Origin of the sequence: Microbacterium sp. SD291 (genome assembly GCF_017355365.1) — a bacterium.
In the GTDB taxonomy this organism is placed as follows: domain Bacteria; phylum Actinomycetota; class Actinomycetes; order Actinomycetales; family Microbacteriaceae; genus Microbacterium.
The window spans coordinates 1-22,977 of sequence record NZ_JADIJR010000034.1; the positions used below are offsets into that span (position 1 = coordinate 1).

General features: G+C 67.7%; 17 protein-coding genes and 3 tRNA genes. 3 read left to right on the forward strand and 17 right to left on the reverse strand.

The window, feature by feature from the left end; genetic code table 11:
- A partial coding sequence (locus tag IPV10_RS14565) for an ABC transporter substrate-binding protein (protein ID WP_207485002.1) occupies positions 1 to 818 on the reverse strand: 818 nt, incomplete at its 3' end.
- A gap of 470 nt (positions 819 to 1,288) precedes the next feature.
- Here IPV10_RS14565 and IPV10_RS14570 point away from each other — a divergent pair.
- Entirely contained in the window at positions 1,289 to 1,825 is a 537-nt protein-coding gene (locus tag IPV10_RS14570; protein WP_207485004.1) for a hypothetical protein, read from the forward strand.
- Between the two features lie 222 nt (positions 1,826 to 2,047).
- Here the strand turns inward: IPV10_RS14570 and IPV10_RS14575 are convergent.
- The 12 genes from IPV10_RS14575 to IPV10_RS14630 all read right to left on the reverse strand — a co-directional run bounded on the left by IPV10_RS14575 (position 2,048) and on the right by IPV10_RS14630 (position 12,265).
- Positions 2,048 to 2,121, reverse strand: a tRNA-Met gene (locus IPV10_RS14575).
- A 34-nt stretch (positions 2,122 to 2,155) separates the two neighbouring features.
- Positions 2,156 to 2,227 (reverse strand) — tRNA-Thr (locus tag IPV10_RS14580).
- A 67-nt stretch (positions 2,228 to 2,294) separates the two neighbouring features.
- Positions 2,295 to 3,437, reverse strand: coding sequence for a peptidoglycan DD-metalloendopeptidase family protein (locus IPV10_RS14585; RefSeq protein WP_307861149.1), 1,143 nt, complete (start codon positions 3,435 to 3,437; stop codon positions 2,295 to 2,297).
- A gap of 297 nt (positions 3,438 to 3,734) precedes the next feature.
- Entirely contained in the window at positions 3,735 to 4,529 is a 795-nt protein-coding gene (locus IPV10_RS14590) for an inositol monophosphatase family protein (protein WP_207485008.1), read from the reverse strand.
- A complete protein-coding gene (locus IPV10_RS14595) occupies positions 4,526 to 5,491 on the reverse strand; it encodes a hypothetical protein (RefSeq protein ID WP_207485010.1) in 966 nt (321 codons plus the stop codon). The genes IPV10_RS14590 and IPV10_RS14595 overlap by 4 nt, the downstream gene beginning before the upstream one ends.
- Positions 5,492 to 5,606: 115 nt before the next feature.
- On the reverse strand, positions 5,607 to 6,404 hold the full coding sequence (locus IPV10_RS14600; protein ID WP_207485012.1) for an enoyl-CoA hydratase/isomerase family protein: 798 nt from the start codon (positions 6,402 to 6,404) through the stop codon (positions 5,607 to 5,609).
- 46 nt (positions 6,405 to 6,450) lie between these two features.
- Positions 6,451 to 6,942, reverse strand: coding sequence for an FBP domain-containing protein (locus tag IPV10_RS14605; protein ID WP_207485014.1), 492 nt, complete (start codon positions 6,940 to 6,942; stop codon positions 6,451 to 6,453).
- A 132-nt stretch (positions 6,943 to 7,074) separates the two neighbouring features.
- Positions 7,075 to 7,527, reverse strand: coding sequence for a hypothetical protein (locus IPV10_RS14610; protein WP_207485016.1), 453 nt, complete (start codon positions 7,525 to 7,527; stop codon positions 7,075 to 7,077).
- A gap of 61 nt (positions 7,528 to 7,588) precedes the next feature.
- Entirely contained in the window at positions 7,589 to 9,055 is a 1,467-nt protein-coding gene (locus tag IPV10_RS14615) for a glycoside hydrolase family 32 protein (protein WP_207485018.1), read from the reverse strand.
- Positions 9,056 to 9,093: 38 nt separating this feature from the next.
- Entirely contained in the window at positions 9,094 to 9,927 is an 834-nt protein-coding gene (locus tag IPV10_RS14620) for a carbohydrate ABC transporter permease (RefSeq protein WP_207485020.1), read from the reverse strand.
- Positions 9,928 to 9,935: 8 nt separating this feature from the next.
- Complete coding sequence (locus tag IPV10_RS14625; protein ID WP_207485022.1) at positions 9,936 to 10,883, reverse strand: carbohydrate ABC transporter permease; 948 nt, start codon at positions 10,881 to 10,883, stop codon at positions 9,936 to 9,938.
- Positions 10,883 to 12,265 (reverse strand): sugar ABC transporter substrate-binding protein, encoded by a 1,383-nt coding sequence (locus tag IPV10_RS14630; RefSeq protein ID WP_307861150.1) that lies wholly within the window; start codon positions 12,263 to 12,265, stop codon positions 10,883 to 10,885. The genes IPV10_RS14625 and IPV10_RS14630 overlap by 1 nt, the downstream gene beginning before the upstream one ends.
- Positions 12,266 to 12,412: 147 nt before the next feature.
- On the opposite strand from IPV10_RS14630, the gene IPV10_RS14635 reads away from it, so the two are divergent.
- The gene (locus IPV10_RS14635; protein ID WP_207485024.1) at positions 12,413 to 13,438 is read left to right on the forward strand and encodes a LacI family DNA-binding transcriptional regulator; all 1,026 of its coding nucleotides are present in this window, start codon (positions 12,413 to 12,415) and stop codon (positions 13,436 to 13,438) included.
- A 183-nt stretch (positions 13,439 to 13,621) separates the two neighbouring features.
- Here IPV10_RS14635 and IPV10_RS14640 read toward each other — a convergent pair.
- A tRNA-Tyr gene (locus tag IPV10_RS14640) sits at positions 13,622 to 13,703 on the reverse strand.
- A gap of 87 nt (positions 13,704 to 13,790) precedes the next feature.
- Positions 13,791 to 14,720 (reverse strand): PfkB family carbohydrate kinase, encoded by a 930-nt coding sequence (locus tag IPV10_RS14645; RefSeq protein ID WP_207485026.1) that lies wholly within the window; start codon positions 14,718 to 14,720, stop codon positions 13,791 to 13,793.
- An 86-nt stretch (positions 14,721 to 14,806) separates the two neighbouring features.
- On the opposite strand from IPV10_RS14645, the gene IPV10_RS14650 reads away from it, so the two are divergent.
- Positions 14,807 to 15,406 (forward strand): hypothetical protein, encoded by a 600-nt coding sequence (locus IPV10_RS14650; RefSeq protein WP_207485028.1) that lies wholly within the window; start codon positions 14,807 to 14,809, stop codon positions 15,404 to 15,406.
- Positions 15,407 to 15,493: 87 nt separating this feature from the next.
- Here IPV10_RS14650 and rpoC read toward each other — a convergent pair whose 3' ends face one another.
- Together rpoC and IPV10_RS14660 are read right to left on the reverse strand one after the other, a co-directional pair.
- Positions 15,494 to 19,369: a DNA-directed RNA polymerase subunit beta' gene (rpoC, locus tag IPV10_RS14655; RefSeq protein ID WP_207485030.1), complete on the reverse strand. Its 3,876-nt coding sequence runs from the start codon at positions 19,367 to 19,369 to the stop codon at positions 15,494 to 15,496.
- Between the two features lie 85 nt (positions 19,370 to 19,454).
- Positions 19,455 to 22,955 (reverse strand): DNA-directed RNA polymerase subunit beta, encoded by a 3,501-nt coding sequence (locus IPV10_RS14660; RefSeq protein WP_207485032.1) that lies wholly within the window; start codon positions 22,953 to 22,955, stop codon positions 19,455 to 19,457.
- Between the last annotated feature and the right edge of the window lie 22 nt (positions 22,956 to 22,977).

Genomic DNA, 22,977 nt, shown 5'->3' on the forward strand with positions numbered 1-22,977 from the left:
TACACCGTGAACTGGTCCATGCTGACGAACTGCGGGGCGATGTCGACCTGATCCGTACGCAACTGGTTCACGACGTTGTCCTCGTTGAGCGGGATGAAGCGGATCGTGTCCGCATAGGCGATCTTCGCCCCGGCTCCGCCGTCGGGTTCTTCCTCGCGTGAGCTGTACTCATCGAAGCGGCTGATCACCGCCGAATCATCGATGCTGAAGGAATCGAGCCGGTACGGACCTGTGCAGTCGAGCGTGGCGAGTTCGGCGTCGCCGGCCGCGGCGATTGACTTCGCCGACATGATGTACGCGCCGGTGTCCGGCGTGGCCAGCAGTGCGGGGATGGCGCCCGTCGGGCTCGTGGTCTGGATGCTGACGGTACGCTCATCCACCGCGGTGATCGATGCGGTCAGCTCGCCGAACAGCTCCCCCGCGCTGCCCGCACGGTAGCGCTCGAGCGAGGCGACGACGTCATCGGCGGTGACGGTGCCGCCGCTGTGCAGCGCGACGCCCTCGCGGATCGTGATGCGGTACTCGCCGGTGGCGGGGTCGTAGGTGTAGTCCTCGGCAAGCCCGTCATGGACCGCCATGTTGGCACCGTTCGCGAACAGACCCTCGCAGACGGACGCCGCGACCATCCAGTCCGAGCGTGAAGTTGTGGCGGAGGGATCAATCATCGCCGGCAGAGAGGCGACGACGATCTCGCCGCCCTTCACCGGCTCTTCGGAAGGCGCCGCGCTCGGCGACGTCTGGCCTGCCGAGCAGCCTGACAGGACAAGGGCGGCTGATGCCGCTGCCAGGGCGGCGAGAGTGCTTCTGCGCGATTTCATTTCGAGCCTTTCCAGAGGAGCGACGACGATCCTTGCGATGACGTTCCCCACTGTAGAAGCGCGACGGGAGAGGCCCAGCTTCAGATGTCCGCGGTCGCGGTAATCGTTCTCGACCACATCCGAAGGCGGCGCCGGACGACGGCGAGGGGCCGCTGCGGCTGGTGCGGGCAGTGGGCATGGTGCAGGAGCAGGCGGTGAAGACCGGCGCCCTGCGGCAGGCTGATGCCGTCGCCCCGACCTCCGGGCGCTCGGCGCGGCCGATCACCCAGATCACCACGACGGCCCGCCGCCTCCGAAACACTGCTGCAGCGAACGGTGGAATCGCCACCACCCGCGCCTCCCCGTCTTCGTCTTGGGCTGTCGCACCACCCCCGCGCCTTTTCGATCACATCGCGGACCTGCCCGTCCGTCAGCGCAGCCGTGTGGCTTGCCTTCCGGGATGCGTCCGAGGTCCCGCCTACGGTGGAGAAGTGACCTTCCGCCCCGCTGACCGCGTCTACGTGGACGAGTCGAAGGCCCGCGGGTACTACGTCGTTGCCACTGCCACGGCAATCGGCGACGTTCAGGCCTCCGAACGGGCGCTGCGCGATCTCCTCAAGCCGGGTCAGCGACGCATCCACTTCAAGAGTGAGAGTGACAGTCGACGCCGCCAGATCCTCTCGCGCATGTGCGCTCTCGAGGTACGGGTTTCCGTGTGGGTCGTCAAGCAGCGGTCGGACAAGGAAGCGCGGCCACTGTCACTCGGTGCGCTCACTGAAGAGGCCGTCCGCGCTGGTGTGGTGCAGCTGATCATCGAACGAGATGAGTCCCTCGAGCGCGCCGACCGACGACTCATCGCGGACACAATCCGCCGCGCTGGATCTTCGGAGATGCAGTATCGGCATGTCGCGCCACATGAGCATCCGCTGCTCTGGGTAAGTGACGCTGTCGCCTGGTGCTATTCGAACGGCGGCGACTGGATTCGTCGCGTTGACGCGATCGTCGAGTCTCGGGTCACCCGTCTGTAGAAACACGTGAGCCTGGCTCGTCATACCGTCCGGAAGACTGCCAGGCTCCGAGGGCTACTGCCCGCCGTGCTTCAAGTGTACCTCGGCCCCTCCACGACAGGCCAGTGCGATCTATTCTGGCCCCGGTGACCGGCACAAAACCGGCACATGGCTACACGTTCGGCTGCACCCCACCCGTCCCGGAAACGACAAAACCCCCGATTTACCGGGGGCCTTCATCTGTAGCAGGAGCGGGGCTTGAACCCGCGACCTCACGATTATGAGTCGTGCGCTCTGACCAGCTGAGCTACCCTGCCGCACTGCATCCGCATCGCAGATGCGAACACTGTGAGCCCCGAGTCAGGATTGAACTGACGACCCCTTCCTTACCATGGAAGTGCTCTGCCACTGAGCTATCGGGGCGCGCTGCCCCTCGCGGGGCAACCACACGAGAATACCACCACAGCGGCGTCCTCATGAAATCGAGGCGTCAGTACTCGTACCGACCCGCGTTCTCACGCAGCCACGGCATCGGATCGACCGTCCCGCCGTTGATGATGATCTCGAAATGCAGGTGCGCGCCGTACGAGCGACCGGTGTTGCCGGTGTGTCCGACGACGTCGCCGACCTTCACGCTCTGTCCGGCCTCGACCTGCAGGGAACCGTACTGCATGTGCGAGTAGTGGCTCGTGACGATCTGGCCGTCGATCACGTGATCGATGTACACGGTGACACCGAAGGCGCCACCCTGCTCCGTGGCGATCCGCACGGTGCCGTCGGCGATCGCCTGGATCGGTGCACCCTCACCCGGCACGAAGTCGATGCCCTCGTGGAGGCGGCCCCAGCGCATGCCGTAGCCGGAGCTCATCGCGACGCCGACCTTGAACGGCCACTGGATGGCCGCGTCGGGGTCGTTGGTGAACACCTCGTTGGAGTAGTTGATGCCCTCTTCGGCTGCGACCTCGATGAGGGAGACCGTCGAGAAGCTGTCGGAGCGGGCGAGCGTGGAGTTCTGCACGTCGGAGGACGTGACGAACGCTTGGATCTCGTCGTCGGCGGCTGCGGCCTCGTCGGCGGCCGGAGCCACCAGCGACGTCGCGGACAGCGCCGACGCACCCTGCGCGGCGGCGACGGCCTCGGCCGGAAGCGTCATCGAGACGGCGAGAAGTCCGGCGAGGCTCATCACGCCGACAGTCGCGCCGACCGTGACGATCTTGCGCAGACCCGGACGACGACGGACGACGTGCGCGTTCTCCGCGTCGAGGTCGTCTGCAGCGTCGGGCTCGGCATGACCGGCAGCATCGGGTGCCGGGGTGGACCCGGCGACGCCCGAGCGGAACGCACGCGCGGCCTGTTCGAACGCGTCGACAGGAGCCTCATCGGCGGGGGCGGATGCCGGAGCAGCGGGCTCGGCGGGCGCCGACGGCGCCGCGGGCTCCGCCTCAGGGGCAGCCGACTCGACGTCGATGACTTCAGCGGGCGGAGCGTCGGCGACCGGTCGTACCGCAACGGTCTCGGCGACCGGCCGTGTCGTAACGGGCTCAGGGACGACGGGACGGGCGACAGCGGGCCGGACGGCGGGCGACGCGACGACAGGGGATGCCGCAACGGGCTCGGCGTCGACGGCCTTCACGGTGTCGACGAGGCGGTGGCGGGCGGCACGGCGCGAAAGCGGGGCTTCGAAAGCGGGGATTGCTGCTTCGGAGACAGCTGCCGTCACTCCTGCCGCGGGGGCCTCGAAGGCCGCAGTGCGGATCCGGCTGGAGCGGCGCGTGGGCGCAGGGGCAGCCTGGGGGTTCTCGAAGGGCAAAACGGTTCTCTCGGGTCAGACGTCAAGCTCGTGGGGGGTAAGCACTCTCGCCGATTCGGGCGGCAAAAGTAACGATCGGATAAACACTAGCGTGATCCACCTGGGAATGCCATGAGTTCGTCACGCTTTCTCTTCCAGGATGCCACGCAGTCGCGCGTGCACGTCGATGCCGCCCGCGATCAGCATCGGCCGAGACGATGCGGCGTCCAGGAGGGTCACCGATCCCCCTGCCTCGACGACGATCAGCGCACCGGCCGCGAGGTCCCACGGCCGGAGCCCGCGCTCGAAGTAGCCGTCGAGCCGGCCTGCTGCCACGTATGCGAGGTCGAGAGCGGCCGAGCCGCCGCGACGGAGATCCCTGGCCATCGTCATCACCTGACGAACCGTCGCCAGATCGCCGTCGTGCGTGGTGGGGTCGTAGCCGAAACCGGTCGCGAGCAGCGCTCCGGCCGGAGTGTCTGACGTCACTGCGAGTCGATGCTCGCCCCTCCATGCCCCGTGCCCGAGTGCCGCGGTGAAGAGCTCCCCCATGGCCGGCGCGAACACCGCGCCCGCGAGCGCCTCCCATTCCAGCGGGACGGTGCCGCCGCGCACTGCGGCGATGCTGACGCTGTACGCGGGGATTCCGTAGGCGTAGTTCACCGTGCCGTCGATCGGGTCGACGACCCAGGTGATTCCGGTGTCACCGGTATCGGCCTCCGACTCCTCGCCGAGGAATCCGTCTCCGGGCCGGGCGACGCGCAGTCGCTCCCGAATCAGCTCCTCGACCTCGCGGTCGGCGTCGGTGACGATGTCCGCAAGTGTCGACTTCGTCGCGGCCAGGCGCACGCCCTCGTCGCGTCGTCGACGCGCCAGCTCTCCGGCCTCCCGCGCGATCTCCCCTGCGAGCTCGGCGAACTCGAGCGAGAGGCTCACCGCGGAGCGGCCGGCGGTGCCGGCGGGAAGGACGTCTGATCAGCGGGGGCCGGCGGAACCGGCGGACCCACCGGGGCGGGCGGCGCAGGCTGAACCGGAATCTGCGACACCTGTTGAACCGGAGCCTGCGGCATCTGCTGCGCCGGCGCCTGCGGAACCGGCGCGGATGCGAACTGCGGCACCGCGAGCTGCGGCGTCGACGGGTGCCCGGTGTAGTAGGCGTTCCAGTCCGGAGTCGCATCGGGCAGGGCGGGCAGCGGCGTGAGGCCGTCGGCGTACGTCGGCCAGGCCTGCGCGACGGCCTGGACGGGCGCAGCCTGCCGCTTCGGCGCGAACAGCGCGTTGAGCAGCGGGATCAGGGTCGTGCCGACCGCAGCGAGGATCGTCAGTGCCACGACGATGCGCCAGTACAGCTCGCCGTAGTCGAAGGTGTGCGGGAACGTGAGGAAGAAGATGAGCATCCCGACGAGACCCGCGAGGAAGACGAGTGTCGCGATGTGGATGATGCGCGTGAACACCGTGATGTGTCGGCCGGCCGCCGGAGTGAACAGCCGCACATGCAGCAGCGCGAGCTGCAGGATGCCGACGACGAGCAGCAGCTGGAAGAACCGCTCGGCGCCCGTGAAGTAGTCGCCGTCCTCCGGAAGCCAGATCTTGACCGCCCCGACCAGCAGCGCGATGATCCACGACACCATGCTGGACAGCGCGAGCCAGTCCGGGCGGTTCGGCGCGAGACCGGCCTCCAGGATCGCGATGCCCGCGAACCCCGCGAGGAGCAGGATCGTGAGGAATGCGCGCCCGATCAGCCCGTCCTGATCGCCGACGAGCACCCAGACCACGCAGACCAGGGCGGCCGCGATGAGAGCGCCGATCGCGATCCAGATGGACCCCCTGATCAGAAGGGACATGTTCTTCTTCTCGCCCACCGCCGCCTGGCGCTGAGCGATCTCCGGTTGCGACATGACGACCCTCTCGTTGCTCGGTGCCTTCATCCTCGCACGCGAGCGCGCCGATGCCTTGGCGATCGCACAGGCGGTGAGGACTTTGCCCGCAGAAGACCGATCTGTGCAGGACGAGTCAGGCGGTCTTCTTCGCGGATGCCGCGGCGAAAGCGGCGACCCGCGCCCTGGCATCCGCCGTCTCCATCGACGCGCCGATCGAACGCGCCTCCTCGCTCAGCTGCTCAACGAACGAGCGCCCCGGCTGCTCCCGCACCAGTCGCTTGGCGTGTCCGTACGCGTCGGCCGCGCCGGCGAGCCAGAAGCGGGCGATCTCCTCCGCGCGCGCCCGGACCAGGTCGGCCTCTGCCGCAGCATCCGCTCCCTCGACCGCCTCGGCGACGAGCCCCCACTCGACGGCCTCCGCCGCCGAGAGCAGGCGGTCCTGGAGCACGAGCTGAAGGGCACGTCGCTGCCCGACCGCGCGGGCGAGCTGCGCCGACACCGAGAGGTCGGGGGTCAGGCCGATGTTCGCGTACAGGCTGCCCAGCCGCGAGCGGGAGCCGACGACGGCGTAGTCGGTGCTCAGCAGGATGCCGAGCCCGCCCCCCGCGGTCGTGCCGTGGGCGGCCGCGACCACCGGCACGGACGACTCCGTGAGCGAGCGGATGCCGGAGTTGATGACCTCGGCGAGCGCCGTGATGTCCGCGCCGGAGCCCATGGTCGCAGCCATCTCGATCACGTCGCCGCCCGCGCAGAAGGCGGGGCCGGTCGCATCGAGCAGGATCGCCTTGACATCGGCGCGCGAGGTCGCCTCGGCCGTCGCGTCACGCCACGCATGCGCGAGCTCGGCGTTGAAGGCGTTCAGTCGCGTCGGACGATTCAGCGTGAGCCGAGCCATCCCCTCTTCGACCGCGAACAGGATGGCATCACTCATGGCTTCTCCTTCGAGCACAGGACGTCTGCCTCCAGGGTAATCGCCATCAGCCCTCGCTCCAGACGCGGGTGACGAACGCCTCCATGCGACGCCGTGTGCCGTCGAGCCGCTGGTCGACCTGCCCGGCTGCGCGGATCTCGTTCGGGGCGAGCGGATGCGCCAGCCGCACATTGTCATGACACGACAGATCGGCGCACAGGTAAGTGCCCACCGAGTCGCCGCGGTGCCCGGCCTCACCCGCGCGGCGCGCCGCGTACAGGACGACCTGGTTGCCCGGCTGCATCGTGTGGCAGATGTTGCACATGCCGTTGCGCTGCCGCCCCGGCTCGGAGGCCCGCAGCACCGCACCGGTGACGCTTCCCTCATGCTGGATCAGCACGTAGCCGCGCTTGCCGACCCCCGGATCACGCCAGGCGAAGAAGTCGAGATAGTCCCAGTCCACGAGGAGGAAGTCGTGCGGCATCTCCATCGCGCGCAGCTCGTCGGCGTCCGCGTTGACGAACGCCGCACGGACTTCGGCTTCGGTGAGCGCTCGCATCGATCCAGTGTAGGCAGAACGGATGCCGCTCCCGCAGCTTCACAGGCAGAACGGATGCCGCGCCCGCGGCTTCACGGGCAGAACGGATGCCGCGCCCGCGGATCTCCCCCGTCGGGCACGACAGCCGTCCGGTCAGAGGCGGATGCTGCTGATCTCGATGCGGCGCAGCGCGCGCAGCAGCTCCTGGGGGGGACGTCTCTCCGGTGCGGTCGAGACGTGGAGCACCGCCGCGACCCCCGCGACGGTCGCGTGGACGGAAGCGCCGTCGCGGCGAGCGAGGTTCATGTGGACGAGAGCGGCGAGGAGCCGACCGCGTCGACGCGAGCCGAACACCCTGACACCCGGGAGGGCCGCCAGGAACCTCGCCTCGGTCAGTGGCTCGATGCGCGTCAGCTCGTGCTCGACGAGGACCGACAGCGCATGCCGCTGGGCCGAGCTCAGCGCCTCTCCGCGGACCTCGCCGCGGACGAGCTCCTCGTCGATGCTCAGATCCAGGGCAGTGCGCCGCTCGAGCCGGGTGCTCTCCGGGCTCGAGTCGACGCCGGCATGGTGCACGCCGGAACCGCGCGGATCGATGGCCGTCATACCTGAGAGACGCCGGAAACCCGGTTTCGTTACGCGATTCGGGAAATTCGCCGGCGCCGGGTCAGACGAGCTCTTCCGCCGCCACCGGCACCGCACCGGCGACGGCGATCCGCTCGACGCGCACGTCCCCGCCGATCCCCTGCACCGCGAACGACGATCCCTGCTGAGGAGCGAGAAGATCGGTGAGCACCCTGGTGCCGCCGTCGGCGAACACCTCGACCGAGGCACGGTCCAGCCAGATCACGAGGTCGACGAGGGGCCCGCCGGTCACCGGCATCTGCTCCACGCTCGGGAAGCTCTCGTGCACCGCCGCGCCCTCGGCCGTGCGGTCGAGGCGGAGCTCGCGCGCATCGCGGTCGTAGGAGAGAACGACCCCGCCTTCGCCGGCGGCGTCGCACCGCAGGCTCAGCGCGAAGCCCGCGGCATCCTGAGTGTCGATGCGCACCGAGATCCGCGCCGCCTCGAGCAGCTCCGCCACCACGGTCAGGGCGCCGACGACGGCATCCGCGACGACCGTTTCCTCGGCGACCGGCGCCGAGACCGGTCGCTGTCGCAGCCGGAGCCGCCCGTCCGCCCGCACCAGGGACAGCCGTCGAGGGAGAGTCATCATCCCGTGCTGCAGCGGCCCCTCCGTGTGATGGAGGCTGTGGACGTAGTCCCAGTTCGACATCCAGGCGATCAGGGTCCGCTCCTCGCGTGCCAGCCCGTCGAACGTGACCCCGGCATAGCAGTCGCGTCCGTAGTCGAGCCAGTCGATCTCCTCCCCCGTCGCGTCGGCATCCGCGGTGAAGGTCACTCCGTCGAAGTGCCCGATCACGTACTGCGTGCCTGAGCCGCCGGCGATGCCGCCGGGGTTGAGGCTGATCAGCAGCACCCAGCGCACATCTGACGGATCACCGTCGACTGCGAGCGAGAACAGGTCGGGGCACTCCCAGATGCCGTCCACCGCGCGCTCCGGTCCGAACGACGACAGGAATGTCCAGTGGATCAGGTCGTCCGAGCGGTGCAGCAGCACCTGCCGGTCGAGCGCCTCGACCGCGACCATCACCCAGTAGGAGCCCTCGGGTCCCTCGTACCGGAACACCTTCGGATCGCGGAAGTCGGTGGTGCCGCGGTCCAGCACCGGGTTGCCCGGGTACTTCGTCCAGGTCATCCCGTCGTCGGTGCTGTAGGCCAGCGCCTGCGACTGCCGATCCGGCTCCCGCGAGGCCAGGGTGTACAGCGCGATCAGGGCGGGAGCATCCGCCGTCCCGAATCCGGACGTGTTGCCGTGGTCGATCACGACGGAGCCGGAGAAGATCTCGCCGTCCTCGTCGTCGCGGATCGCCACCGGGTGGTGCGCCCACGTGACGAGGTCGGTGCTCGAGGCATGCCCCCAGCTGAGGTGCGCGTGCGTCACGCCGTCGGGGTTGCACTGATAGAAGAGGTGGTAGCGGCCCTTGTGGAAGACGAGCCCGTTCGGGTCGTTCATCCAATTGCGCTCCGGTGCGAAATGCAGCAGCGGTCGGGGGGCGGGGCCGTCAGGCACGTGCGGATCCTCGAGTGTGTGGTCGCTAGGAAGAATGCTCACTTGCCGGCTCCGGCCGTGAGACCCTCACGCAGCGGCTTCTGGCCGAAGATGAACACCAGCAGCGCGGGGATCATCGACAGCACGACGCCGGCGAGGACGGTCGAGATGCTCCCGGAGCCGAGATTGCCCTGCAGCGTCACCAGCCCGAGTGGGAGTGTGAAGTTCTGCTCGCTGATGGTCATGATCAGCGGACGGAAGAACTCGTTCCAGTGGTAGTTGAACGCGAGGATGCCGACGATCGCCAGGCCGGGCGTCGCGAGCGGGAGGTACACCCCGAAGAACACGCGCCAGGGGCCCGCGCCGTCGATCTCGGCCGCTTCGGCGAGCTCGGGCGGCAGACCCATGAAGTACTGCCGCATCAAGAAGGTGCCGAATGCGGTCGGGATCATCGGCACGATCAGCGCCAGCAGCGTGTCGGCCAGCCCCATTCCGCGCACGAGCATGAACACGGGGACGATCGTCACCTGCATCGGCACCATCATGGTCGCCAGGATCAGGCCGAACAGCACCTTCTTGCTGCGGAACTCGAAGCGCGCGAAGACGTAGCCCGCCATCGCCGCGGTGAGCATCTGGCAGACCGCGATGAGCAGGGTCACCAGCAGGCTGTTCCACGTGTACAGCCACACAGGGATCTGCGCGAACACGTCGGCGAAGGCACCGAGCCCGACCGCGGTCGTGCCGGTCTCGGCATCCGTCACGGTCAGCGCCGTGACGAGCGTCCACACCACCGGCGCGAGGGTGAAGAAGGCCGCGAGGCCGAGGAGCACGAACTTCCCGATGGAGCCCGCGCGGGCCTTCGGAGAGCGGGTTGCGACTGCTTCGATGGTCATTGTGGGCCTCACCCGTAGAAGACGTAGCGCTTGCTGAGCTGGAACTGGGCGGCGGTGACCAGCATGATCAGCACCGTGAGCACGATCCCGATCGCCGAGGCGAGTCCGAAGTCGAGCTGCTGGAAGGCGGATTCGTAGATCACCATGACGGCCGTGCGGGTCTCGTCCCCCGGGCCGCCCCTGGTCAGGACGTACGGCTGGTCGAAGATCTGCAGGGCCCCGATGATCGCCATCACGCTGGCGACGAGCATCGTCGGGCTCACCAGCGGCATCGTGATCTGGCGGAACTGGGTCCAGCCGGTCGCCCCGTCGAGTGCGGACGCCTCGTAGACCTCCTTCGGTATCGCCGCGACCCCGCCGAGGAACAACAGGAACGTGAAGCCGAAGTTCTGCCACACGTACACCAGCAGCACGACGACCTTCGCGCCGAACCCGGTGGTGAGCCAGCCGATCTTGCCGATGCCGACGAAGCCGAGGATCTGGTTGATCAGGCCGAACTCCTGGTTGAACAGGTACGCCATCACCAGGGAGACGGATGCCGCCGACAGGATCAGCGGGAAGAACAGCGCCGACCGGAAGAAGGTGCGCAGCCAGTTCGGCATCTTCGACTGCACCAGCACCGCGAGCAGCAGCGCCACCGCGATCTGCAGCGTGACGGCGACGATGACGAACCCGATCGTGTTCAGGAACGACACCCGCACCGTGGGGTTGGTCGCCAGGTCGACGAAGTTGCCGAAGCCGATGAACTCGGGAGCGGTGATGATGTCCCAGCGGAAGAACGCCAGGAGGAAAGAGCCGATGATCGGCACGAAGCTGAACAGCCCGAGGCCGATCACTGTCGGGGCGAGGAACACCCAGATCAGCAGGCGGCTGCCTCTGCGCTTCTCGGTCGAGGGCCTGGTGCCCTTCGGCACCGTCAGGGTGCGCGTGCTGTCTTCGGTCAGTGTCGTCGACATCATCGTCCCCTCAATGCGACTTCGAGGTCGCGCTGCATGGTCTCGAGCCCCCGCTTCACGCCGCCCTGACCGTTCGTGATCGTCGAGACCACGTTCTTGATCAGCGCCGATTCGACGGCCGCCTGCTGCGGCGGAGCGGGCATGGGCGCCGTGGTCGGGAACTTCTCGAGCGTGTCGTAGAAGACGTTCCAGTGGGCAGGCCCGATGCCGGCGCCGTAGAGCTCGTCGTTCAGCGAGCGGCGAGCCACCGAGGAGTCGGGCTTGGCGTGCGCGATGCGCATCCCCTCGACGGAGGTGGTGTACTTCAGCCACTCCCAGGCCTCGTCCTTGCGCTGCGAGGTCGACATGATCGCGTAGCCGGCGGTGCCGAACTGGTGGCGCTGGCCGCGCATCTTCGGGAAGTAGGTGACGTCGTAGTCGTCGTTCGCGAAGCCGGCCTCGTTGAGGCCCTGCACCCAGTACCCGCCGGCGGGCGTCATGCCGACGGATCCGCGGGAGAACAGCGAGACGAGCTCGTTGCCGCCGCCCTGCGCGGGGTTGGCCGCGAGCCCTTCCGAGACCATGCCCTCGAGGACCTGGAAGCTCTCGATGGTGCGCTCGTTCAGAGCATCCGCGTTCTCCCACAGGAATCCGCCGCCGCGCGGCCGCTCGTTCGGGTAGAACGTGTTCCAGAGCCAGTCGCCGCCCTTCGCCTTCTCCTCGGTGAGGAAGCTGGTCTCGTTGACGTACAGCCACGGCACCACTCCGCCCCAGAGGCGGTTGTTCCAGAAGTAGGGCAGAAAGCTGCTGTCGGCGGACTTCTTCATGGTGCGGGCGACGTTCAGGAACTCGTCGAGGGTCCAGTTGTCGCTCGGCCGCTCGAGGCCGGCGCGCTCGAGCGCCGTGGTGTTGTAGAACACGTTCGGCGCGTTGAAGTTGTCGGGCAGCTGGTAGAGGCTCCCCCGGTACATGAACGCCTCGACGAGCGAGGGATGCACGTCCTCGAAGTACTCCTTCATCTCGGCGGCGTCCCGCTGCACGAACTCGTCGAGCGGGTGCGCCATCCGGGAGGCGAAGAGCTGCGTGCCCTCGGTCGCGACCATCACGACGTCCGGCGGGTTGCCCGCGGCGACCATGGTCAGGATCTTGGCGAAGAAGTTGCTCCAGTCCTGCCCCTGGATGGCGACGATGCGCACGGGGATGTCCGGATGCTGCCGCTGGAAGCCGTCGACGAGACCCTGCCGCGCGACGGCATCCTGCGCCGTGCCGAACAGGGCCACCGTGAGCGCGTCGTCTCCGCGCCCGGGGATGTCGCCGCCGGTGAGGCGCGGCCACGACACCGCGGTGCCGATCGCACCGAGGCCGAGGAGGGCGATCATCGCCCTCCGACTGAGCTCAACCACTGTGTCGTCCTCTTGTCGTCCTGCCCGTCGACCGACTGTGGTGAACGGGTGCTGAATTGATTCAGCTCCCTGAAGTTAGCACCTGGGATTCTCGTTCGCAAGAGATATGCTGAAATGGTTCAGCAGATCTCCCGGGGAAGGGTGCCGATGACGGAGCCGAAGACGCGTCGAGTCACGCTGGCGGATGTCGCGCAGGCGGCGGGGATGTCGAAATCCGCCGTGAGCATGATCCTCAACGAGCGGCCGGGAACGCGGCTCTCCGAAGATGCGGTGAGGCGGGTCCGTGCGGCGGCCGAGCATCTCGGGTACCGACCGGACCCTCAGGCGCAGAGCCTGCGCCTCGGTCGCACCAAGTCCATCGGGTTCATCTCCGACGAGGTGACGCTGACGCGCTATGCGTCAGGGATGATCCGCGGAGTCCTCGACGAGGCGAAGGCGCACGAGCGGACGGTGCTGATCGCGGAGACCCGCGGCGACGCCGACGAACTCGCCGGCGCCGTGGCTGCGATGCTGGACCGCCGGGTCGACGGCCTGCTGATCGGCCTGATGGCGGCCCGCATGATCGACGTGCCGGCGATCCCCCGCGATGTGCCCCTGATCGTCGTGAACGGGCGGTCATCACTCGACCATCCGAGCATCCTCCCGGAGGAGCGCGAGGCCGGGAACGCCGTGGCCGGTCACCTCGTCGCGGCCGGGCACCGCCGGATCGGCATCGTCGGCGACGTGCGGAGACTGATGGACGATCAGCGTCAGTCCGCGACGATCCCGGAGCGGTTCGCCGGGATGATGGCGGCGTTCGGTGACGCCGGGATCGTTCCGGAGCGCGTCGAGGTCGACAACTGGGATCCGGTGGAGGGCTACTCGGGTGCGCACCGCATCCTCGACGCCCACCCCGACCTCACCGCGATCCTCGCCTGCAACGACAACGTCGCCTTCGGCGTGTACCAGGCGCTCGGAGAACGCGGCATCCGCATCCCCGACGAGATCTCGGTCATCTCCTTCGACGACGAGGAGCTCGCGGAGTACCACCGGCCCGGGCTGACCACCGCGCGCCTGCCATACGAGGAGATGGGCCGGCGCGGCGTGCGGATGCTGCTCGGCGAGAGCGAGCCCGCCCACGAGCGGATCCCGATGCCGCTGATCGTCCGGGAATCGGTGCGGGCGCTGAGCTGAGTTTCGCGGACCGGCCTGCTCTCGGCACAGATGTCAGGTCAAAGTCCGGACCGCCTGATCAGATCGCCTCCGGTTTCACCTGACAGGTGTGATTCTGACCTGACGGTTGTACCGCGGGCTGACCCGATCGCGGCCGGACACGCAGAAGGGCCCCGCTTGCGCGGAGCCCTTCAGGTGTTTCTGTGGCGAGTGAGGGATTCGAACCCCCGAAGGCTGAGCCGTCTGATTTACAGTCAGATCCCTTTGGCCGCTAGGGTAACTCGCCAATGCGCACCCGTCCGACTTGAACAGCCAACCGGGGGCACGAGAGTCAATCATACCTGCCAGGAGGCGGGCACGAGAAATCGAGCCGTCAGCTCCCGAAGACGCCGCGCTCCGCGTCCGCCAGCGACTCCGGCGTGCGCAGCAGGCCACCCTCGGCCCGGCACGTCGCGGCGGCGACATCCATCGCCCGCTGGAGCAGCCGCTCCCACTCCCCCGCGTCGTCGGGCTGTGCGTCGACGAGGCTCGCGGAGACCGCGGCGAGTGTCGCGTCGCCCGCGCCGACCGTGTCGATCACACGCCCTGGGAGCGTGGAGATCGGCGCGCTGACGATGCCGGCATCCGACTCGATGACCGCCCCGTCCGAGCCCGCGGTGGCCAGCACGGCCGAGACACCGAGGTCGCGCAGCCGCGCGCGCAGCGCGTCGAGGTCGCCGTCGTAAAGCAGCGTCGCATCATCCGCGCCGACCTTCACGATCGCCGCCTTCGCGGCGACCCGCTCGAAGCCACGGACGAACTCGTCGCGATCGCTCAACATCCCCGAGCGCGGGTTCGGGTCGATCGCCAGACGGGCATCCGCCGTCGCCTCGGCGAGTGCGTCGACCTCGGCCGGGACGTCGAACGGGAAGCAGCTGACGGCGACGAGGCCGGCCTCCGTGATCGCCTGCCGCGCCTCGTCGGAATAGCGGATGCTGCGCCGCTGCGCCGCCTCGTTGAACACGTACCGGGGCTCGCCGTCCGGCGCGCGCTGCACGATCGCGCGGGAGGATCCGAGGGGCGCCGCGCTCGCGATCAGCCGCACATCGTGGTCGGCGAGGTACTCGCGGATGTGCGCGCCGGCCTCGTCGTCACCGACCATCGCGATCAGCGTGGTCGGCACGCCGAGTCGCCGAAGGCCGACCGCGACGTTCAGCGCCGCGCCGCCGACGAGCTCGCGCACGCCCCGCTCATCATGGATCTCATCGATCAGTGCGTCGCCGATGACGACGGCTCGCCCCTGCGTGGAAGACTCATTGCTCATTCTGCCGACATTACCGCGCGAACACCGAGATCGAACACGCTGTTTCGCTGGGCCACGGCACGGCTTGAGGACGATACCGTGTGCCCATGAACGCTCGACTCGCTGCGGCGGCATCCGCTCTTCTGCTCATCGCAGTTCTCGCCGGGTGCGGGCCGCAATCGGATGCGGGCGGAGCCGGCAGTTCGGAGAAGCCGTCGTCCGATGCGCCGGCGACTCCCGACGAGACGGCGGAACCCGGCCCTTCGCCCTCGCCGGCCGCGACGACGAAGGGCGTGCCGCTGCCGACCGACTGCCGCGCGATCCTGTCTCAGGACGTGCTCGAACAGCTCGAAGGCATCCCGCTCAACGACGCCGCCTTCGGGCCCTCGGGGGTCGGCGAAGACGGTGGACTCACCTGCATCTGGGCGGATCCGAGGGCCGACACGACGAGCCTGGTCACCGAGATCTCGAAGATGAACCGCGGCCCTGCGCTCGACATGCTCAACGCGCTGGTGACGGACGAGGGCTTCACCTGCTTCACGCCCGACAAGGGCACCCGCTGCGAGAAGACCTGGCCGAACGCGCAGTACCCCGTGACGGACGGACGCACGCTGTTCTGGCGCGACGACGTCCTGATCGACACCCGCTACTCCAACCTCGCGCCGACCGGCTACACGTCCAGCATCGTGAAGAGCCTGTTCGACTAGGTACGCGGATGCCGCGGCATCCGCGTACCAAGACACGAAGAAGGCCCCGGGGCGAACCCCGGGGCCTTCCTCATTCACTCAGTCACGTCAGTTGTAGGTGCCCGGCGTGATGTCGTCCGTCGAGAACGCGTCGAAGTCGACGTAGCCGAAGTCGCCCTCGGCGTACGCGCCGTCGGATGCGAAGATCCGGTTCGGGTAGCGCTCGCTCTTGGCCTCCTCGGTCGCCTCCACCGTGACGTCGCGGTACTTCGAGAGTCCCGTTCCGGCAGGGATGAGCTTTCCGATGATGACGTTCTCCTTGAGACCGACCAGCGGGTCGCGCTTGCCCTCCATCGCGGCCTGCGTGAGCACGCGGGTCGTCTCCTGGAAGGAAGCGGCCGACAGCCACGACTCGGTCGCGAGCGACGCCTTCGTGATACCCATCAGCTCCGGGCGGCCCGAGGCGGGGCGCTTGCCCTCGCCCACGGCCTCGCGGTTGATCTGCTGGTAGCGCTTCAGGTCGACCATCTCACCCGGCAGCAGGCTGGTGTCGGCGTGGTCGACGACCGTCACCTTGCGCAGCATCTGACGGACGATGACCTCGATGTGCTTGTCGTGGATCGGCACACCCTGCGAGCGGTAGACGCCCTGGACGCCGCCGACGAGGTAACGCTGCACCTCGCGGGCACCCATGACTCGCATGACCTCCTTGGGGTCGAGCGTGCCGACCTGGAGAGGCTGACCGACGGTGACGTGCTGGCCGTCCTCGACGAGAAGCGTCGCACGCTTCAGCACCGGGTAGATGACCGGCTCGTCGCCGTTGTCGGGCGTGAGGATGACCTTCTTGGCCTTGTCCGTCTCGTCGATCGTGATACGACCGTCGGCCTCGGCGATCGGCGACGCACCCTTGGGGGTACGGGCCTCGAAGAGCTCCTGGACACGGGGCAGACCCTGGGTGATGTCATCCGCCGATGCCGAACCACCGGTGTGGAACGTACGCATCGTCAGCTGGGTACCGGGCTCACCGATCGACTGGGCCGCGATGATGCCGACGGCCTCGCCGATGTCGACGGTCTTTCCGGTCGCGAGCGAACGGCCGTAGCACTGCGCGCAGACACCGACGGCGGAGTCGCAGGTCAGGACCGAGCGCACCTTGATGGTCTCGACACCCGCCTCGACCAGCTTGTCGATGAGCACATCGCCCACATCGTCGCCGGCGGAGGCGAGGACCTCGCCGGCCGCGTTCACGACACCGGATGCCAGGGTACGGGCGAACACCGAGTTCTCGACGTTCGCGTCGCGCACCAGCTCACCCTGCGAGTTCGGAGCGGCGATCGGGAGCTCCAGGCCCTTCGACGTGCCGCAGTCCTCTTCGCGGATGATGACGTCCTGCGAGACATCCACCAGACGACGGGTCAGGTAACCCGAGTCGGCGGTACGCAGAGCGGTGTCGGCGAGACCCTTGCGGGTACCGTGCGTCGCGATGAAGTACTCCGCCACCGACAGACCCTCGCGGTACGAGGAGATGATCGGACGCGGGATGATCTCACCCTTGGGGTTGTTCACCAGGCCTCGCATACCGGCGATGTTCCGGATCTGCAGCCAGTTACCACGAGCACCCGAGGACACCATGCGGTTGATGGTGTTGTCCTCCGGGAAGTTCGCGCGCATCGCGGCCTGAACCTCGTCGGTCGCCTCGGTCCAGATCTTGATGAGCTCCTGACGACGCTCGACGTCGGTCGTGAGGCCCTTCTCGTACTGGGACTGCACCTTCGCGGCCTGCTTCTCGTAGCCCGCGACGATCTCAGCCTTGTTCGGCGGCGTGAGGATGTCGCTCAGCGCGACGGTCACACCCGAGCGCGTGGCCCAGTAGAAACCGGCGTCCTTGATACGGTCCAGCGACGCAGCCGTCTCGACCTTGGGGTACTCCTCGGCCAGCTTGTTGACGATCTGCGACAGCTTGTTCTTGTCAGCCTGCTCGCGGACGAAGGGGTAGCCCTTCGGCAGCGTGGCGTTGAAGATCGCCTGACCGAGCGAGGCGTCGACGAGACCGTGACGCTCGTAGCCCTCGGGGGCTTCGCCCTCGAGGAAGGTCAGACCCGGGATGCGGATGCGGACCTTGGCCTGCAGGTCGAGGGTTCCCTCGTCCTTCGCCAGGATCGCCTCGCCCACCGAGCCGAATGCACGGCCCTCACCGGCTGCGCCCGCCTTGACCGTGGTCAGGTGGTGCAGACCGATGATCATGTCCTGCGAGGGCAGGGTCACCGGGCGGCCGTCGGACGGCTTCAGGATGTTGTTCGACGCGAGCATCAGCACGCGGGCCTCGGCCTGAGCCTCGACCGACAGCGGCAGGTGCACGGCCATCTGGTCACCGTCGAAGTCGGCGTTGAACGCCGCGCAGACGAGCGGGTGCAGCTGGATGGCCTTGCCCTCGACGAGCTGCGGCTCGAACGCCTGGATGCCGAGACGGTGCAGCGTGGGTGCACGGTTGAGCAGCACCGGACGCTCGCGGATGATCTCCTCGAGCACGTCCCAGACCTCGGGACGGGTGCGCTCGACGGCGCGCTTGGCCGCCTTGATGTTCTGCGAGTGCCCCAGGTCGATCAGGCGCTTGATGACGAACGGCTTGAAGAGCTCCAGAGCCATCTGCTTGGGCAGACCGCACTGGTGCAGCTTCAGCTGCGGGCCGACGATGATGACCGAACGGCCCGAGTAGTCGACGCGCTTGCCGAGCAGGTTCTGGCGGAAGCGACCCTGCTTTCCCTTCAGCATGTCGCTGAGGGACTTCAGGGCGCGGTTGCCGGTGCCGGTGACGGGGCGACCGCGGCGGCCGTTGTCGAACAGTGCGTCGACGGCCTCCTGCAGCATCCGCTTCTCGTTGTTGACGATGATCTCGGGGGCACCGAGGTCGATCAGGCGACGAAGACGGTTGTTGCGGTTGATCACACGACGGTAGAGGTCGTTCAGGTCGGAGGTCGCGAAGCGGCCACCGTCGAGCTGCACCATCGGGCGCAGCTCCGGCGGGATCACCGGGACGACGTCGAGGACCATGGCGGCCGGGCTCATGCCGGTCTCCAGGAACGAGTTGACCACCTTCAGGCGCTTGATCGCGCGGATCTTGCGCTGACCCTTGCCCTCGGAGATCTGCAGGTGCAGGTTCTCGGCCTCGGCCGCCAGGTCGAAGGCCGCCAGGCGGCGCTGGATCGACTCGGCGCCCATGTAGGCCTCGAAGTACTGGCCGAAGCGGTCCTGCAGCTCGTGGAAGACGTCGTCCTCCGGGCGGAGCGCGCCGACCTCGAGCGTGCGGAAGTCTTCCCACACGCGCTCGAGCTTCGCGATCTGCTCGTCGGCGCCCTTGCGGATGAGGGACATCTCCTTCTCGGCGGCGTCCTTCACCTTCTTCTTGGCGTCGGCCTTGGCACCCTCGGCCTCGAGAGCCGCGAGCTCCTCCTCCAGGCGAGCCAGGCGCTCAGCGATCTTCGCGTCGCGACGGTCGCCGAGCGTCTTCAGCTCGAGGCGGATGTTGTTCTCCTGCGTGCCCAGGTCGCGGTGACGAGCATCGTCGTCGACCGAGATGACCATGTACGCGGCGAAGTAGATGACCTTCTCGAGGTCCTTCGGCGCCATGTCGAGCAGGTAGCCGAGACGCGAGGGGACACCCTTGAAGTACCAGATGTGGGTGACCGGAGCCGCGAGCTCGATGTGGCCCATGCGCTCGCGACGGACGGAGCTCTTGGTGACCTCCACGCCGCAGCGCTCGCAGACGATGCCCTTGAAGCGGACGCGCTTGTACTTGCCGCAGGCGCACTCCCAGTCGCGGGAGGGGCCGAAGATCTGCTCCCCGAAGAGGCCGTCCTTCTCCGGCTTCAGGGTGCGGTAGTTGATGGTCTCAGGCTTCTTGACCTCACCGTAGGACCACGCGCGGATGTGGTCTGCGGTGGCCAGGCCGATGCGAAGCTCATCGAAAGTGTTTGACTCGAGCACAAATTCTCCTGTGTAGGAATTCTTCTGAAGAAATCGGGGAGGTGGGCCGCCGCCGGAGCTGCACGCTCAGGCGGCGGCCTGAACCTTAGATCTCGTCGATCGAGGCGGCCTCGAAGCGGCTGGAGATGTTGATGCCGAGCTCCTCCGCTGCGCGGAAGGCCTCGTCGTCGGTGTCGCGGAGGTTGACAGCCGTGCCGTCCGCCGAGAGGACCTCGACGTTCAGGCAGAGCGACTGCATCTCCTTCATGAGCACCTTGAACGACTCGGGGATGCCGGGCTCCTGGATGTTCTCGCCCTTGACGATCGCCTCGTACACCTTGACGCGGCCGAGGATGTCGTCGGACTTGATCGTGAGGAGCTCCTGCAGCGCGTAAGCGGCGCCGTAGGCCTCGAGGGCCCACACCTCCATCTCACCGAATCGCTGTCCACCGAACTGCGCCTTACCACCGAGCGGCTGCTGGGTGATCATCGAGTACGGGCCCGTCGAGCGCGCGTGGATCTTGTCGTCGACCAGGTGGTGGAGCTTCAGGATGTACATGTAGCCCACCGAGATCGGCGCCGGGAACGGCTCACCCGAACGACCGTCGAACAGCTGGGTCTTTCCGGTCGAGTCGATCAGGCGGACGCCGTCACGGGTCGGGAGCGTCGAGTCGAGGAGACCTGCGATCTCCTCCTCCGACGCGCCGTCGAACACCGGGGTGGCGACCTTGGTGCCGGGGGCGGCCTCGAAGGCGTCCTTCGGCAGCTTCGCAGCCCACTCCGGGGTGCCCTCGACCTTCCAGCCCTGCTGGGCGATCCACCCGAGGTGGGTCTCCAGCACCTGGCCGAAGTTCATTCGACCAGGGATGCCGAGCGGGTTGAGCACGATGTCGACCGGGGTTCCGTCCGAAAGGAACGGCATGTCCTCGATCGGGAGGATCTTCGCGATGACACCCTTGTTGCCGTGACGGCCGGCGAGCTTGTCGCCCTCGGTGATCTTGCGCTTCTGGGCGATGTAGACCACGACGCGGCGGTTGACGCCGGAGCCGAGCTCGTCGTCGCCGTCCTCGGCGTTGAACTCCTTGACCGCGATGATCGTGCCCTGCTCGCCGTGAGGCACCTTCAGGGACGTGTCGCGGACCTCGCGGCTCTTCTCGTTGAAGATCGCGCGGAGCAGGCGCTCCTCGGCCGACAGCTCGGTCTCGCCCTTCGGCGTGACCTTGCCGACGAGGATGTCGCCGGGGCGGACCTCTGCGCCGATGCGGATGATGCCGCGCTCGTCGAGATCCTTCAGCAGCTCAGGGCTGACGTTGGGGAGATCACGGGTGATCTCCTCCTTGCCGAGCTTCGTGTCACGGGCATCCACCTCGTACTCCTCGATGTGGATCGAGGAGAGGGTGTCGTCCTTCACGAGGTCCTGGCTGAGGATGATCGCGTCCTCGAAGTTGTAGCCCTCCCACGTCATGAACGCGACGAGGAGGTTCTTCCCGAGTGCCAGCTCGCCGTTCTCGGTGGCGGGGCCATCGGCGATGACCTCTCCGACCTCGACACGCTCGCCGGCCGAGACGACGACCTTCTGGTTGTACGACGTGCCCTGGTTCGAGCGGTCGAACTTGCGCAGGTGGAACTCCTGCGTGCCGCCCTCGTCGAGCATGACGACGACGCGGTCGGCGGAGACCTCGGTGACGACACCGGGCTTGTCGGCCGTGAGGACGTCGCCGGCGTCGATGGCCGTGTAGCCCTCCATACCGGTTCCGACCAGCGGCGAGTCGCTGCGCAGCAGCGGCACAGCCTGACGCTGCATGTTGGCACCCATGAGGGCGCGCTGTGCGTCGTCGTGCTCGAGGAACGGCACGAGCGAGGTCGCGACCGACACCATCTGGCGCGGGGAGACGTCGATGTAGCCGATCTCCTCGGGGAGGAACAGGTCCACCTCACCGCTGCCGCCCTTGGGGCGCGCGAGCACGTGGCTCTCGCGGAAGCGGCCGTTCTTGTCGAGCGGGGCGTTCGCCTGCGCGATGTTGAAGTCGACCTCTTCGGATGCCGTCAGGTAGTCGATGTGCTCGGTGACGACGCCACCCTCGACCTTGCGGTACGGGGTCTCGATGAAGCCGAACGAGTTGATGCGCGCGAAGGTCGCGAGCGCACCGATCAGGCCGATGTTCGGGCCTTCAGGGGTCTCGATCGGGCACATGCGGCCGTAGTGCGAGGGGTGGACGTCACGGACCTCGACGCCGGCGCGGTCACGGCTCAGGCCACCGGGGCCGAGAGCCGAGAGGCGGCGCTTGTTGGTCAGACCCGCGAGCGGGTTGTTCTGGTCCATGAACTGCGACAGCTGCGAGGTTCCGAAGAACTCCTTGATCGCGGCGACGACGGGGCGCACGTTGATCAGGGTCTGCGGGGTGATCGCCTCGATGTCCTGCGTGGTCATGCGCTCGCGGACGACGCGCTCCATGCGGGAGAGACCGGTGCGGACCTGGTTCTGGATCAGCTCGCCGACCGCGCGGATGCGACGGTTGCCGAAGTTATCGATGTCGTCGGTCGCGATCCGGATCTCGGCCTTCTTGCCCGAGCGGATGCCGTCGAAGGTGTCGACGCCGGCGTGGATGCGCACCAGGTACTTGATCGTCGCGACGATGTCCTCGACGGTCAGCACCGAGCTGTTCAGCGGCGTGTCCAGGCCCAGCTTGTGGTTGATCTTGTAGCGACCCACCTTGGCCAGGTCGTAGCGCTTCGGGTTGAAGTAGAAGTTGTCCAGAAGCGCGCGGGCGGCCTCTGCGGCGACCTGCTCGCCCGGACGCAGCTTGCGGTAGATGTCGCGAAGCGCGTCTTCCTTGGTGACGATGGTGTCCTTCGCCAGGGTCTCCTCGATGGAGGGGAAGCCGGCGAACTCGGCGAGGATCTCCTCGCTGGTCAGGCCCAGGGCCTTGAGGAACACGGTGACGGACTGCTTGCGCTTGCGGTCGATGCGCACGCCGACCTGGTCGCGCTTGTCGATCTCGAACTCGAGCCAGGCGCCGCGGCTCGGGATGACGCGAGCGGAGACGATGTCCTTGTCGGAGGTCTTGTCCGGGGTCTTGTCGAAGTAGACGCCGGGCGAGCGCACGAGCTGCGACACGACGACGCGCTCGGAGCCGTTGATGATGAACGTGCCCTTGCCGGTCTGCAGGGGGAAGTCGCCCATGAAGACCGTCTGGGTCTTGATCTCACCCGTGAGGTGGTTCATGAACTCGGCCTCGACGTACAGCGGAGCCGCGTACGTCTTGCCGCGCTCCTTGCACTCCTCGATCGAGTACTTCTCCGGCTCGAGGTACGGGTTCGTGAACGACAGCTGCATCGTCTCGCCGAGGTCCTCGATCGGGGAGATCTCCTCGAAGATCTCGCCGAGTCCGGAGACCTCGTTGACGTCGGTGCGTCCGGCGGCCTTCGCCTCGACGACGCGTGCCTTCCAGGCGTCGTTGCCGACGAGCCAGCCGAAGGACTCGGTCTGCAGAGCGAGAAGGTCTGGGACCGTCAGCGTGTCGGAGATCTTGGCGAACGAGAGGCGGGATGCTCCGCGTCCGTTCTTGGTGGTGGTGGATGTGGATGCGTTGCGAGCAGCAGCCAAGGGAATAACCTCCGTGAGCCCC

Bases quoted from the DNA above. Each gene is read 5' to 3' on its own strand.
- IPV10_RS14635 (WP_207485024.1), top strand. From the start codon at position 12,413: ATGACGGAGCCGAAGACGCGTCGAGTCACGCTGGCGGATGTCGCGCAG.
- IPV10_RS14605 (WP_207485014.1), bottom strand. From the start codon at position 6,942: ATGCGAGCGCTCACCGAAGCCGAAGTCCGTGCGGCGTTCGTCAACGCG.
- IPV10_RS14610 (WP_207485016.1), bottom strand. From the start codon at position 7,527: ATGACGGCCATCGATCCGCGCGGTTCCGGCGTGCACCATGCCGGCGTC.
- IPV10_RS14645 (WP_207485026.1), bottom strand. From the start codon at position 14,720: ATGAGCAATGAGTCTTCCACGCAGGGGCGAGCCGTCGTCATCGGCGAC.
- IPV10_RS14625 (WP_207485022.1), bottom strand. From the start codon at position 10,883: ATGTCGACGACACTGACCGAAGACAGCACGCGCACCCTGACGGTGCCG.
- IPV10_RS14650 (WP_207485028.1), top strand. From the start codon at position 14,807: ATGAACGCTCGACTCGCTGCGGCGGCATCCGCTCTTCTGCTCATCGCA.
- IPV10_RS14595 (WP_207485010.1), bottom strand. From the start codon at position 5,491: ATGTCGCAACCGGAGATCGCTCAGCGCCAGGCGGCGGTGGGCGAGAAG.
- IPV10_RS14600 (WP_207485012.1), bottom strand. From the start codon at position 6,404: ATGAGTGATGCCATCCTGTTCGCGGTCGAAGAGGGGATGGCTCGGCTC.
- IPV10_RS14620 (WP_207485020.1), bottom strand. From the start codon at position 9,927: ATGACCATCGAAGCAGTCGCAACCCGCTCTCCGAAGGCCCGCGCGGGC.